The sequence below is a fragment of the Sphingomonas sp. 28-62-11 genome, from assembly GCF_002278865.1.
Lineage (GTDB): Bacteria > Pseudomonadota > Alphaproteobacteria > Sphingomonadales > Sphingomonadaceae > Sphingomonas.
The window spans coordinates 1-13,248 of sequence record NZ_NCGB01000031.1; the positions used below are offsets into that span (position 1 = coordinate 1).

The following is a 13,248-nucleotide window of genomic DNA, read 5'->3' on the forward strand; positions in this document are numbered from 1 at the left end:
CACTCAGCGATTCCCGCTATGGAGTGATCGTGGTGACGTTATTGATCGCCATGCGCATCTTCGCGAAAGGACGTTTCAATCGGGTCGTCATCCTCCTGCCGCTCATCTCGATCGCAGCGCTGCTGCTCGGTGCCGGTGAAAACGGCGCTGTTCTCGCGATCGTCCAAAAAGATCAGCTGATCGAACTGAACACCCAGCGCGCATTCAACGAAGATTGCGATGATTATCATGAGGACGGAAAAATAGGAACGTGCCCTGAACCTTTCTATTTTCCGATCGTCAGACACTGGGAGGCCGAACTTTATTCGCTGTATACACAGCACTTTATCATCACTAATAATCCATTAGTGTATCCGAGTTGGTATGTAGAAAGTATCGGCGCGCTCTTTTCAATTTCGGATATTCGTCGAAATGGATCAATTAATTATGCGCGCTATCCGGCACAATATAAACAGTTTTTTAGATCTTATGAGAATGTGAATGTCGCTGATATCCTCACAGGTAAATACATCGCTATTGGGCCCGATAAATCACATTGGACACCATATCACGCCTGGCTGATCGCCCATTATTTCGTCTTCTCCAAACTAAAGCCCGAACGTACTCAGCAGTTTCGCCAGTATATGAATGATATCAACCGCGGCAAACCAATGGCTGAAGCCGCAAATGTGTTCGGCAATATGTCGCGGCTCCAGCGCGAAGTCCGCTCCTATGCCGAATCCGAATTTTACTTCGCTGAGGCAAAGCCGCCAGCGCAGCCCGTTGGCGAACCGCTCATCACGCCGTTGTCGCCTGCCGCAGTGGCAATGATTGCCCCGAAGATCGCACTTAGTGCACAGCTAGCTCAGGCGGTGGTTGCAAAGGGAAATGATCTGCCTGCCCCCACATCTATCGACAAGCCAGAACGAGACACGTGGCTGTCGCGCATTCGTGGTGCGGCCGAGCAATTTGACGATGTTGATGTCCTTAGCCTCGCCGCTGAGGCCGAATGCCGATCCGGCAATGCTGACACGTGCATTGCCTATGCCGAACGAGCGCTCGACAAAGCACCGGAAAATATTGTTGCCCTTACATGGAAAGGCGTCGCGCTGACCGACAAGGCCGTTACCGCCGCTCCCGAAAATCGACCGGCGATGACAGCAATGGCCCGCAAGACACTCCAGCGGGCTGTCGCGCTTGATGATCAATTGCCCTTACCCCGGATTGCCTATTTCCAAAGCTTCACCAAGCTCGGTGAGCGCGCACCAAAGGACGCGATGGCAGGGATGGCAGAAGCCATTCAGCGCGTGCCGGCTGCGGCGAGACCACGCCTCTACCTCGGCGAGGAACTGGTTCGACAGGGCCAGATCGACGCAGCGCGCCGGGTCCTCCATACTGTCCTGTACGGCGCCTATGAATCACCGGAAAGGACCGTTGCACGATCGTTGTTCGCACCAACGGGTGATGGCGTAGTATCGCGAAACTGATCGTCCGATGGCAGCAGTAACGCTGCCCTAGCCGCCCTTTCCTACCGCGCGAATCCGCTATGTTCGCCTTATGTTCTACAATGCTCCACAAACCAAATCCTACCCTGCCGGTGACACGATTCCGGCGGTTGCGGGAGAGCGTTGGAGACCCGCAACTTCCGCAACTTTGCCCGCTACGACTCGGGACGGGTTGACCCTCCCGCCGCGCCCGCTGCGGTGGCTGTTCCTTGATCTCAACAGCTATTTTGCCAGCGTCGAGCAGCAGCTGAACCCGGCGCTACGTGGCAAGCCAATCCTGGTCGCGCCGGTGGACAGCGAAACGACCGTCGCCATCGCCGCGAGCGTCGAGGCGAAACGATTCGGCATCAAAACCGGCACCCCGGTATGGGAAGCGCGGCGGCTGTGCCGCAACATCATCGTCACCCCCGCTCGGCATGAAAAATATGTCGAGTTTCACGACGCGATCATCGCCGAGGTGTGGAAACACCTCCCCGTCACCAAGGTCTGCTCGATCGACGAGGTTGCGTGTCGACTGCTCGACAACGAAAACAGTATCGAGGCGGTGACCGCGCTCGCCCACCGCATCAAGGCGGGCATTCGCGCCAATATCGGCGAATGCATGACGAGTTCGATCGGGGTCGCCCCCAACCGGCTGCTCGCCAAGCTCGCTTCCGATATGATGAAGCCCGATGGGCTGGTGATCCTGCCGGCCGAAACGCTGCCACACCGGCTGTACGATCTTCCCCTGCGCGACATTGCGGGCATCGGCGCGAAAATGGAGCGGCGGCTGGCACAGGAGGGGATCAACGATATCCGCCAGCTTTGCGAGCGTCGCCCGCGTGACGCCGGCAACGCCTGGGGCGGCACCAATGGTGATCGGCTCTGGTACCTTCTTCACGGCGTCGACCTGCCCGAAAAGCCGACGCAAAGCCGGACGATCGGGCACAGCCATGTGCTCTCACCCAGTAAACGCGGGCTTGAGTCGGTGCGGCTGACCGCGCGGCGGCTCGCGTTGAAGGCGGCGAGCCGGTTGCGGCGCAAAGGGCATTATTGCCGCCTGCTCGTGCTCCACGGCAAGTTTGAGGACGACAAGAGCAACTGGCGTGCCTCAGTCAAGCTGCCGGTTACGCAGGACAGTTTTGTTATCCTCGCCGCGCTGGACGGGCTGTTCCCGCAACTGGCGGCGGCGGGGCGCAAGCGGGTGGGTGGATTTCAGCTTCGTCAGGTGGGCGTTACCCTGTGCGAGATCGAGCCGGTGGCGGGAGAGCAGGAAAGCTTGTTCGCGCACCTCGATGCCAATGATCCGCTGGCGCGCGAAACCCGCGGGCTGGCGCTCAGTCGGGCGATGGATTCGATCAACGAGAAATTCGGTCGGCACGCCGTTTCAGTGGGGCCGCTTCACGGCGGCCGGATCGATCGGGTTGGCACCAAGATCGCCTTTGGCCGGATACCCGAACTCCACGAGTTTCATGAATGAAAGCAGACATTCACATGAATGATTGATGACGAAAATATTGCATTGCGAAGCAAAAGTTTGGCGCAATTAAAGGCCTCTTGACGAAACTTGTTGCGTGCGCGAAGCGTTCAGTCACCATGACAAAAAACACGCTTTTTGCCGCCGCTGCGATGCTGCTTTTGCCGCTCGCTGCCTGTGATCAGAAAACCGAAACGGTGACGACCCAGGCACCCGATCCCCAGGCTGAGGAGCTCGCCAAGGCGCCCAAGGTTGAGCTGCCGCCGTCGATCAAGGCTTCGGTGACGTTCCGGTGCAAGGACAACAGCCTGGCCTATGTCGATTTCATGTCGGGTGACAAGATTGCGGAGCTGCGCACCGAAAAGGATGGCGCGCCCATCAAGCTGACGGCTGAAAACGCCGGCGATCCGCTGGTTGCCGATGGCTATTCGCTGACCGGCACGCCCAAGGGGATCACCCTCGCCCAGCCCGGCAAGCCCAGCCAGGCCTGCAAAATCTGATCGATACCGATCAGCATTGTTTAAACCGGGCCGGGGTTCATCGAACCACCGGCCCTTTTACTGGGAGGGCGCCAAGGCGCTTGGGTGCTGGATCGACAAGTTAACCTTGCACCGGCGCGAGGGGTTGGGCACGATGCAGGGCCATTGAAGGAGGATCACCGACCCTTGGCGACTATTGCGATCTACAGCTTGAAAGGTGGCGTCGGCAAAACCACACTTGCCGTGAACCTGGCCTGGTGTGCCGCGACTCAATCGTCGCGCCGAACCTTGCTATGGGATCTCGATCCCCAGGCCGCGAGCACCTTCATGCTCACCGAACGCAAGACCAAGGATCAGGCCCAGTCGATATTCACCAAGGATATCGACCCCGAAAAACTGGTCCGCAAGACGGGCGTCGAGCGACTCGACCTGATCGGCGCAGATTCCTCGTTGCGCGGCCTCGATGTGCTGTTTCATGAGATCGACAAGAAGAAGCTGCTTACCAAATTGCTCGCCTCAATCGGCAAACATTATGATCGGGTGCTGCTCGATTGCCCGCCAGGCCTTACCGAGACGAGCGATCAGGTGATGCGCGCCGCCGATCTGATCGTGGTGCCGGTCATCCCGTCCCCCCTGTCCGAACGCGCCTTTGCCGAGGTGGCCGAACGGCTCGGCGCCCGAGCGCAGTTGATGCCGGTGCATTCGATGGTCGACAAGCGCCGCAAGCTCCACGGCGAAGCGCTGGCCCGTCACCCCGATTGGCCCGTCATCCCAATGGCGAGCGTGATCGAATCGATGACGGTGCGGCGGGCACCCGTTGGCAGCTTTGCCGGCAAAAGCGCGTCGGGGCAGGCCTTTGCCCAGCTCTGGCGGGCGATCGAGAAGAGACTGGCAACATCGGGCGGCTCGCGCTGAACCAATCGGCTCAATGACGGCGCTCGATCCCAAACTCGTGCTCGGCGCTTATGCGGTCGGCGTGTTTCCGATGGCGGATCACCGGGGTGCCGACAGCATCTACTGGGTCGAGCCGAAACGCCGCGCGATCCTGCCGCTCGACGGATTTCATTTGTCGCATTCGCTTAAGAAAACCATCGCTGCCGACCGTTTCCGCGTCACTGCAGACACCGCCTTCGAACAAGTCATAGCGCTCTGCGCCGCCTCCGCCGTCGATCGGCCCGATACCTGGATCAGCACCGATATCGAACGTGCTTTCATCGATCTGCACCGCATGGGATATGCCCATTCAGTCGAATGCTGGGATAGGGAGCGGCTGGTGGGCGGGCTCTATGGGCTCGCGCTTGGCCGCGCGTTCTTCGGTGAGAGCATGGTCAGCCGGGCGCGCGACGCATCCAAAGTGGCGCTGGCATGGCTCGTGGCGCGGCTGAAGGTCGGCGGTTTCCAACTGCTCGATTGCCAGTTCCAGACCGATCATCTCGCGTCGCTGGGCGCAATCGAGATTAGTCGGCGCGATTATCTGGTCGGACTGTCTTCAGCCGTCGACGGGGCGGTTGCGGGCGCGCTTGGTGGCGCCGACGGGCGTTCGCCCGCGCCGACAGTCGGGGATTTTTCCGCGCTCGACCGGTTATTGGCTCTGCCGCCCGATCCCGCAACGGCTTCGCCACCGCTCGGAAAGGTCATCGCACAGCTTTTGGTCCACACGTCATAAACGGGGTGCTGCACCACGTTGAGCGCCGGCCGCTCCTTGTAAAGCCAGCCTGAAAAATACCGCCGCCACCCCTTGTCGGGTTGCTGCACATCAACCTGCACAAAGGCGCCAGTGAATTCCTCCTGCTCCCAAGGCGCGGTACGCTCGCAGGCCCGCAGTCGAACGATGACATCGCCGACGCGAACAGCCTGCCCCGGCTTCAACGTCAGGTTACGCGACACACCATTCCGCTTGTTGAGCAGGCCGACCACCGCGACGCGCTGCGCCATCGGCGTGGCACCTCGAGTCAAGTCAAGGTCGGGGGTAACGTCAACGGTGACAACGTCTGACGCCGCCTGCACTTTATCGAGTTCGGTCGTTGGTGCCGACTGGAGGGTGACGGAATCAACGGCCGCGTCACCGAAATAGGAAACCCCAGCCCAGATCAGCAGGGCGAGCAGAATCGCCCCGCCACCTGCGATCAGCCAGGGCCTTATTCGCCCGGCGTCCACGCTTCGTAATCGCCAGTGGCAGCCGCGCGCGCGCCGCCTTTTTCAAGGGCACCCGCTGGGCGATAGGCGGCTGCCGTGCCGGTCAAGTTCGGCAAAGGCGGCTTTTGCCAGCGGCGCGGCGGCGGCAGGGCCTGATCCGGCAAAGCTTCGACCTGATGATGCAGCCAGCCAAACCATTCGGGCGGCACGCGGCTGGCATCATTGGCGCCTGCATAGATTACCCAGCGCCGCACATTACCGTGCATGTCGACGCCGCCCTCATAATAGACATTGCCGAGCGAATCCTCGCCAGCGCGCGTTTTGCCGCGCAACGCCCAGTTGGTGCCGATGGTGGCACCGTTCCACCACGTAAAGATCGATGCAAGAACGCCCATGCCCGCCGCTTAGCCGTTGGCGGCGCAGGCAGCAACAGCAGGGTTCGTCGTCATCTGTTTTTTGCGGTCAGCGTCCGGGGCCGCCGGGCCAAGTGACAAGATCATCCTCGGCAATGCCAAGTTCGGCCGCACGGCCACCCTTGAGTTCAAGCACCGCTGCGACCGGTTCGCCCGATGGGATGGGGCTTTCGGAGAAAGGCGTCGTATTCTCGGCGATATGCACGATCGAACCATCGGCGCGGATAAAGATTATGTCGAGTGGGCTCGGTGTGTTCTTCATCCAGAAACTGGCCTCACGCGGCGGTCCGCTGGGCGGATAGGGCGCAAACAGCATACCGCCATCCTTGGGAATATCGGTACGGTACATCAGCCCGCGCTGCTGCTCGTCTTCGGTTTTGGCGGTTTCGACCTGAAAGGTGTGGACGCCATTGACGCTCTTAACCGTTACCGTGATGGTTGCGGTCCGTGCTTCGGTCGAAGCGGATGCGGCCGCGGTACCACCCGAACAAGCGGTGAGTGATGCCATCAGGGCGAGCGCTGTCGCCGCGCCAATCCACCGGGTCAATCGCATGTGCCGTCAGCCTTCCTGTTCGACCACCACCGCAAGCGGCCCCTTGCGTCCATCGACAACTCGGGCGCGCAGCGGCTGATCAGGCTCCACCTCGCCAATATTGGCACGGCGCAGCGTTTCCATATGGACGAATATATCGGCGGAATCAGAATCGCGCACGAGAAATCCATATCCCTTCAAACGATTGAACCATTTGACGGTCACAGGTTCGAAATCGCCCGCCTGATCGATCAAGGCCGCCGGATTCACGCGCTCCTCGACTGATCGCATGCGAGGGGGCACCTCAACGGCATTCGTCAGATCGATATCGATGATTTCAGATGCCTGGAAACCCCGATCGCGCCGAACGGCGATGCAATCAATCCGCGCGCCTTCGGGCAGGCTGCGACGGCCATGCGCTTGCAGCACCGAAAAGTGCACCAGCACATCACCAAACGCGCGATCATCAGCGACGATGAAACCAAAACCACGCGTAACATCAAACCATTTCAGCGCACCCGATACGCGGTGCCCATCGGTTTCGCCGTCTGGCGAGGCCACACGATGTTCGAAGCTGTGTCGTTCGGATGCGAGCGGATCGAGCGTTGCTGTTACCGCTTGATGCGCTTCCGGCTGCTCAGATACCAAGATACATTCTTCCCCCGTAACGACTGCTAGCACACAAGCTGACGAGATAAAATCATCTGACGTCATTGATCGCCCATCGCCGCCGCGGCCAATGTCGCGGTGGGCTTCAGTCGCTTGCACCCATTGCGGCGGGGGCTCTTATTCAGCGTCACGCAGCTGGTCGACATCCTCTCCAGGCGCCATCGCAGCGATGCGCCTGGCCAGACTGAAACCATGACCGCCACGGATCATCGCAGCGATCTGTTTCTCGCGCTTGATACGATCGACCGGCTCGTCCGAGAACGGACCTATCCGTCGCTTTCGCGCAAAGGTCAGCGCTGCATCAACCGCACGGTCGGCGATATCGGGTGCCAGGGCGGCGCTGTCCTCGGCGCCGATGCCGGCGTGGTGCAACGCCCCGGAGACGCGCCGCGCACCGAGTCCCCGGCGGGCCATGGCGCGCGCGCGGGCCTCACCGAATGCGCGATCATCGATATACCCCGCCTCCGCAAATCGATCGGCAATCAGCGCGGTATCGGGCGGCACCCCATCAAAGCCGCGCAGCCTGATCTTGCCATCCAGATAAGATGCCAATTTCGCCCTCGTCGTCGCAAATCGCTCGACATAGCGCAACGCCAGGCGTTCCAGACTGGGGCTATCGAGCGGAGGCAGCGGGCGTTTTGGCGGGCGCATGCCATCATTGTGCCACAGTCAGGCTGGATTTTGAACGCTTGCTCGGGGGATAATGCGGGCTTCACAGCAGCGACAGCGCGTCATAGCGTCATCAAAGGCATTGGGCATGGGTATGGAAACGGGGCAAATTGACAAGGCAGAGGTGGCAGACGCGCCATTTGTGCTGATGCCTACGCCAACCCATGACGATCTGCCACGCCGGTTCGCCGATTTCGAAACGCTGGGCGAAGCGCTCGATTATGCCGCTGCCGGGGTGCGCGGGCTGAACTTTCACGATGCGCGCGGCAATCTGGCACGCGCTTATCCATTTGCTGAATTGCGGACCGACGCGCTCGATACCGCGCTTCGGTTGATCGCGATGGGCGTGAAACCGCTCGACCGGATCGCGTTGGTTGCCGAAACAGGGCCAGAATTTGCCGCGCTGTTCTTTGCTGTGGTGTATGCCGGTGCCTGGCCGGTGCCGCTGCCGCTGCCGACCTCGTTCGGTGGCCGTGATTCCTATATCGAACAAATCCGCGTTCAGCTTGGCAGCTGCGATCCGTCGATGCTCATCTATCCGCCCGCGCTGGCCGAAATGGCTGGAGAATCGGCGCGGCTTGCTGGGGTAACCGGGATCGACTGGGACGATCTCGCAAGCCGCCCCGCTCCTGCCGCACCGCTGCCGCAGGCCAAGCCCGACGATATCGGCTATCTGCAATATTCGAGCGGATCGACGCGTTTCCCGCACGGCGTCGCCGTTACCCACCGCGCGCTGCTCAACAATCTTGCAGCGCACAGCCACGGCATGAACTTGATCCAGAGCGACCGCTGCGTTTCATGGCTGCCCTGGTACCACGACATGGGTTTGGTTGGTTGTTTCCTGTCGCCAGTCGCCAACCAGCTGTCGGTCGATTATCTGAAGACCGAAGATTTCGCGCGCCGTCCACTCGCCTGGCTCGATCTGGTCACGCGCAACCCGGGTACCACGGTCAGCTATTCGCCAACCTTTGGCTACGATATTTGCGCACGCCGCATGTCGAGCCAGACCAAGGCATCGGGCCGGTTCGATCTGTCTCGCTGGCGGATCGCCGGCAATGGCGCTGACATGATCCGACCGGACGTGATGCAGAGCTTTGTTGACGCCTTTGAAGGCGCTGGCTTCAAGGCCGGGGCCTTCCTGCCCAGCTATGGCCTGGCCGAAGCAACGCTGGCGGTGTCGATCATGCCCCCGGGCGAAGGCATTCGCGTTGAACTGGTTGAGGAAACCCAGCTTTCCGGCGCTGCCGCCAAACAAGATCGCCCTCAGCGTTATCGCGCGATCGTGAATTGCGGCAAGCCGGTGCGCGACATGGCCGTCGAAGTGCGTGAGGAAGACGGCACGCCGCTGCCCGATCGCGCGATCGGCAAGGTATGGTGCAAGGGCCCGTCGATCATGGAGGGCTATTTCCGCGATCCTGAATCGACCAGCGCGTGCATGGTCGATGGCTGGCTCGATACCGGTGACATGGGCTATATGTCCGAGGGCTATATCTACATCGTTGGCCGCGCCAAGGACATGATCATCGTCAATGGCAAGAACCATTGGCCGCAGGACATTGAATGGGCGGTCGAGCAGCTGCCCGGGTTCAAGGCAGGCGACATCGCCGCCTTTGCGATCACCACGCCGGGCGGCGAGGAAACCCCCGCCGTGCTCGTCCAGTGCCGCAGCTCAGACGAGAGTGAGCGCGTGCGCCTGCGTGAGGAAATCCGTGAAAAGGTGCGTTCGGTTACCGGTATGAACTGCGTGATCGAGCTTATCCCGCCACGCACGCTGCCGCGCACCAGCTCGGGCAAGCTGAGCCGTGCGAAGGCCCGCAACCTCTATCTGGCAGGGGAAATCAAGCCCTACGCCATCGCTGCCTGAACCACGAAAAATTTGGCAAATCGCTGCGGGATTCTAACGATCCGCTAACCAGCAACGGCGTAGTCTTATGAGGTGCCAAATTCCGCCGCCTCGCAATTCGCTCAGCCAAAGATAGACGCCCGTGCCTTGCTCGGGCTGTATGATCCGGCGGATTCGACCGATTGGGGGCCCATTCGCGCCGCGCAGTTGAATGCCGGGCGGCAACTCGCCCTGTTCATGCTCGCCGCCAATGTCGTTGGGGCAGCACTCGTCATGCTGCTCGCCGTCGATATGGTGCCAGATTGGGCCCGGATCAGCTGGGGTGCAGGGGTTGCAGCGATTAGCGCGGCGATTGCTTTCCGGCGATTGAGCGGCACCTATCGCAATGCGCCAACCGCCCCCATTGAGGCAGTGCGCGATACCGTGCTCGAGGGCATTGCGCTGGGCGTGATCTGGTCAGTGCCGCCGGTTGCCCTGGGTACGCAATCCGATACCACGATGGCGCTTGGCCTGTGGATTATCCTGTCGGTCTTGATGACGGCATCGTCAGTCGCGATGGCAGCGCTGCCGCTGGCGACGATGAGCTTCTTGGCCATACTCGGCACCGCGATCGGGGTGATGCTATTCATCATGGCCGCCCCGTTGCTCGCCGTCGCAGCACTGCTTTTCACGTGCCTGTTGATGCTCGGCTGTTTCGGGAGGGCAAAGTCGCTCATCATTATCAGAGCAAACGAAATCGCTCTCGCGGAGCGCGATGAAACGGTCAGCCTGTTGCTGAATGACGAGGAGGACAAGACTGCCGACTGGCTGTGGGAAATTGACGCCGCCCGCCGCGTGGTGCGCGCCTCACCGCGCTTTGCTTATGCCGTCGGCCTCGATCCGCTCAAGATCAACAATATGCCTTTCCTGCAGGTGCTCGCCGGACCGGGCTGGGAAACGGGCAAGTTCAGCGCTGGCTTGCACACGCTGGCGGACAAGCTGAAGAACCGCGAGTCCTTTCGCGATCTGCTGTTACCCGTCCAGTTCGATGGCGCTGAACGATATTGGGAAATCACCGCTGCCCCACGCTTTGATGAAACGGGTGTTTTTGTCGGCTTTCGCGGGGTCGGATCGGACGTGACCGAGGCGCGTCGATCGGCGGAAAAGATCAACCGTATGGCGCGCTATGACGCCCTGACAGGCCTGCCTAACCGGTTGCTGATCAACGAAACGCTTGCCCGTGCGATGGCCAATGCAGAACAGTGGAATTCGCGCTGCGGCTTTGTGATGATCGATCTCGATCGGTTCAAGGCGATCAACGATACGCTCGGCCACCCGGTGGGTGATCGTATGCTGATGCTGGTGGGTGATCGGTTGCGCGCGTTGGTGAGCGACGGCGATGTCGTCGGTCGGCTCGGGGGTGACGAGTTTGCGCTCGTCATTCGCGATGCGACGGATAGTGCGCGGGTGGAGCGGATCGCCCGGTCAATCATCGACGCGATCTCGCAACCTTATGAGATCGATCAGAACACGCTCTATATCGGTGCGAGCCTGGGCATCGCACTGGGGCCGCGCGACGGACGAACCGCTGAAATGCTGGTGCGATCGGCCGACCTGGCACTGTACCGATCGAAGGACGCTGGCGGCGGCGCGTTCCACGTTTATGAGCCACAGCTTCACGCCGTCGCCGAAGAGCGGCGCGTGCTCGAAATGGCGCTGCGCAAGGCGCTGCCCAATGGCGAGCTTCAACTCCATTACCAGCCAGTCGTCAGCGCCCAGTCAGGCGCGTTGACCGGGTTTGAAGCGCTGCTGCGCTGGCACCATCCTGAGCTCGGCAACATCTCACCGGTCAAGTTCATCCCACTTGCAGAGGACACGCGACTGATCGGCCCGATCGGCGAATGGGTGTTGCGCACTGCCTGTGCAGAAGCGGCGCGATGGGAAAGCCCTGTGCGGGTTGCCGTCAACGTCTCGCCCGAACAGCTTAACAACCCCAGCTTCGTCGCCGTCGTCGCCTCGGCGCTCAGCAACAGCGGCCTGCCTGCCGATCGGCTCGAGCTTGAAGTGACCGAAAGCGTGTTCATGCGCGAAGGCACCGGGGCAACCAAGGTTCTGGAACGGATCCTGGACCTGGGCGTGAAGTTATCGCTCGACGATTTTGGCACTGGCTATTCCTCGCTCGGCTATCTCAGCCGCACGCGTTTCTCGTCGATCAAGATCGACCGCAGCTTCGTGCAGGGCGCCTCCAAGAAAGTGCCCGAGGCGATTGCGATCATCCGCGCCGTCGTGGCGCTTGCCCAGTCGCTCGGCATGGCGACAACCGCCGAAGGGGTGGAGACCGAGGACGAGCACCGGATGGTCTACGAACTCGGTTGCACCAAGGTGCAGGGCTATTATTTCGGCCGACCGCTGCCCGTGGAAGAAGCCCGCGCCGTCGCCGCCCGCGCACGGCCCGATGCGAGCGCCGCCGCGTAACGCCACTGCGTCAGGTTGGGGGCAAAGCGATCTTGCCTCCCCCGCCCCTGCTCGCTAAAGCCTCAACCCGCACAGGGGTGTAGCTCAGTTGGTTAGAGCGTCGGTCTCCAAAACCGAAGGCCCTCGGTTCGAGTCCGAGCTCCCCTGCCACTTCCCGCGCCTTTCCGTCGCTTTTGCTAGTGGTCTTGCCTTTTCGCGGGTCGCTCGCTAGATGCTGTTTCCATTCCGAACATGGGGATGAGCGCGGCTGGTTCGACAAGGACCAGGCGGCGGCTCTTTGCCCCGGACGCGGCGCTTTTGAACAGGTTGCAACGACGTGGCAAAAACGACTCCTCAGGAATTCATCCGCCAGGTGCAGACCGAAACCAAGAAGGTCGTCTGGCCGACGCGGCGTGAAACGATCATGACCGGGGTGATGGTGATGATCATGACGCTGATGCTCGGGGTGTTTTTCTTCACGATCGATTCGATCTTTGCAGCGATCGTTAAACTGCTGCTGTCGTTCGCAAAATAAGCGTGGAATCAAGGACGCATTAACGCATGGCACGCTGGTACATTATTCACGCTTATTCCGGTTTCGAGGGCAAGGTCCGCGATTCGATCATGGCTGAGGCGACCCGCATGGGGCTCGACCGGCTGGTCGAAGCAGTCGAAGTGCCCACCGAGACGATTACCGAGGCACGCCGGGGCAAGAAGATCCAGGTCGAGCGCAAATTTATGCCGGGCTATGTGCTCGCCAAGCTCGACATGAACGACGATGTCTATCACCTGGTGAAAAACACGCCGAAGGTGACGGGCTTCCTCGGATCAATGGGCAAGCCCCAGCCGATCAGCGAAACCGAAGCTGCGCGCATGCTTTCGACCAAGGAAGAAGCTGCTGCGGCGAACGTCAAGCAGCAGGTCAAGGTCGATTACGAGATCGGCGATGCGGTGAAGGTGCTCGACGGCCCGTTCGCAAGCTTCAACGGCACGGTCGAAGAACTCGATTTCGACAAGTCAAAGGTCAAGGTCTCGGTCTCGATCTTCGGGCGCGCAACGCCGGTAGAACTGGACTTCGAACAGGTCGAACGCGTCAAGTAAGGCAGTTTGTCGCCCAGCGACGCGACTCTCTAG

Annotated in this window: 13 protein-coding genes, 1 tRNA gene and 1 pseudogene; 10 read left to right on the top strand and 5 right to left on the bottom strand. The window is 60.8% G+C overall.

Going from position 1 to position 13,248, the window contains the following annotated elements; translation table 11 throughout:
* The 5 genes from B7Y49_RS11315 to aat form a co-directional block, all read left to right on the top strand.
* On the top strand, positions 1-1,466 hold a 1,466-nt coding region (locus B7Y49_RS11315; RefSeq protein ID WP_374127700.1), incomplete at its 5' end, for a M48 family metallopeptidase.
* A 190-nt stretch (positions 1,467-1,656) separates the two neighbouring features.
* The gene (locus tag B7Y49_RS11320) at positions 1,657-2,943 is read left to right on the top strand and encodes a type VI secretion protein ImpB (protein WP_374127701.1); all 1,287 of its coding nucleotides are present in this window, start codon (positions 1,657-1,659) and stop codon (positions 2,941-2,943) included.
* A gap of 116 nt (positions 2,944-3,059) precedes the next feature.
* Complete coding sequence (locus B7Y49_RS11325; protein WP_374127702.1) at positions 3,060-3,440, top strand: hypothetical protein; 381 nt, start codon at positions 3,060-3,062, stop codon at positions 3,438-3,440.
* Positions 3,441-3,605: 165 nt separating this feature from the next.
* On the top strand, positions 3,606-4,334 hold the full coding sequence (locus B7Y49_RS11330) for a ParA family protein (RefSeq protein ID WP_374127703.1): 729 nt from the start codon (positions 3,606-3,608) through the stop codon (positions 4,332-4,334).
* 13 nt (positions 4,335-4,347) lie between these two features.
* Complete coding sequence (aat, locus tag B7Y49_RS11335) at positions 4,348-5,085, top strand: leucyl/phenylalanyl-tRNA--protein transferase (protein WP_374127704.1); 738 nt, start codon at positions 4,348-4,350, stop codon at positions 5,083-5,085.
* Between the two features lie 35 nt (positions 5,086-5,120).
* Here aat and B7Y49_RS11340 read toward each other — a convergent pair.
* From B7Y49_RS11340 to B7Y49_RS11360, 5 genes and pseudogenes are all read right to left on the bottom strand, one after another.
* Positions 5,121-5,354, bottom strand: a pseudogene (locus B7Y49_RS11340) (DUF2155 domain-containing protein); the annotation flags it as partial.
* Positions 5,355-5,557: 203 nt separating this feature from the next.
* Positions 5,558-5,950, bottom strand: coding sequence for an NADH:ubiquinone oxidoreductase subunit NDUFA12 (locus tag B7Y49_RS11345; RefSeq protein WP_374127705.1), 393 nt, complete (start codon positions 5,948-5,950; stop codon positions 5,558-5,560).
* A gap of 67 nt (positions 5,951-6,017) precedes the next feature.
* A complete protein-coding gene (locus B7Y49_RS11350) occupies positions 6,018-6,521 on the bottom strand; it encodes a DUF192 domain-containing protein (protein WP_374127706.1) in 504 nt (167 codons plus the stop codon).
* A gap of 6 nt (positions 6,522-6,527) precedes the next feature.
* A complete protein-coding gene (locus B7Y49_RS11355; RefSeq protein ID WP_374127729.1) occupies positions 6,528-7,061 on the bottom strand; it encodes a cold-shock protein in 534 nt (177 codons plus the stop codon).
* 225 nt (positions 7,062-7,286) lie between these two features.
* The gene (locus B7Y49_RS11360) at positions 7,287-7,820 is read right to left on the bottom strand and encodes a regulatory protein RecX (protein ID WP_374127707.1); all 534 of its coding nucleotides are present in this window, start codon (positions 7,818-7,820) and stop codon (positions 7,287-7,289) included.
* A 166-nt stretch (positions 7,821-7,986) separates the two neighbouring features.
* Between B7Y49_RS11360 and B7Y49_RS11365 the strand changes: the two genes are divergently transcribed.
* The 5 genes from B7Y49_RS11365 to nusG all read left to right on the top strand — a co-directional run bounded on the left by B7Y49_RS11365 (position 7,987) and on the right by nusG (position 13,215).
* Entirely contained in the window at positions 7,987-9,702 is a 1,716-nt protein-coding gene (locus B7Y49_RS11365) for a fatty acyl-AMP ligase (RefSeq protein WP_374127708.1), read from the top strand.
* Positions 9,703-9,828: 126 nt separating this feature from the next.
* Complete coding sequence (locus B7Y49_RS11370) at positions 9,829-12,135, top strand: putative bifunctional diguanylate cyclase/phosphodiesterase (RefSeq protein ID WP_374127709.1); 2,307 nt, start codon at positions 9,829-9,831, stop codon at positions 12,133-12,135.
* 73 nt (positions 12,136-12,208) lie between these two features.
* Positions 12,209-12,285 (top strand) — tRNA-Trp (locus B7Y49_RS11375).
* A gap of 166 nt (positions 12,286-12,451) precedes the next feature.
* The gene (gene secE, locus B7Y49_RS11380) at positions 12,452-12,649 is read left to right on the top strand and encodes a preprotein translocase subunit SecE (protein WP_374127710.1); all 198 of its coding nucleotides are present in this window, start codon (positions 12,452-12,454) and stop codon (positions 12,647-12,649) included.
* Positions 12,650-12,675: 26 nt separating this feature from the next.
* Positions 12,676-13,215, top strand: coding sequence for a transcription termination/antitermination protein NusG (nusG, locus tag B7Y49_RS11385; protein WP_374127711.1), 540 nt, complete (start codon positions 12,676-12,678; stop codon positions 13,213-13,215).
* Positions 13,216-13,248: the final 33 nt, after the last annotated feature.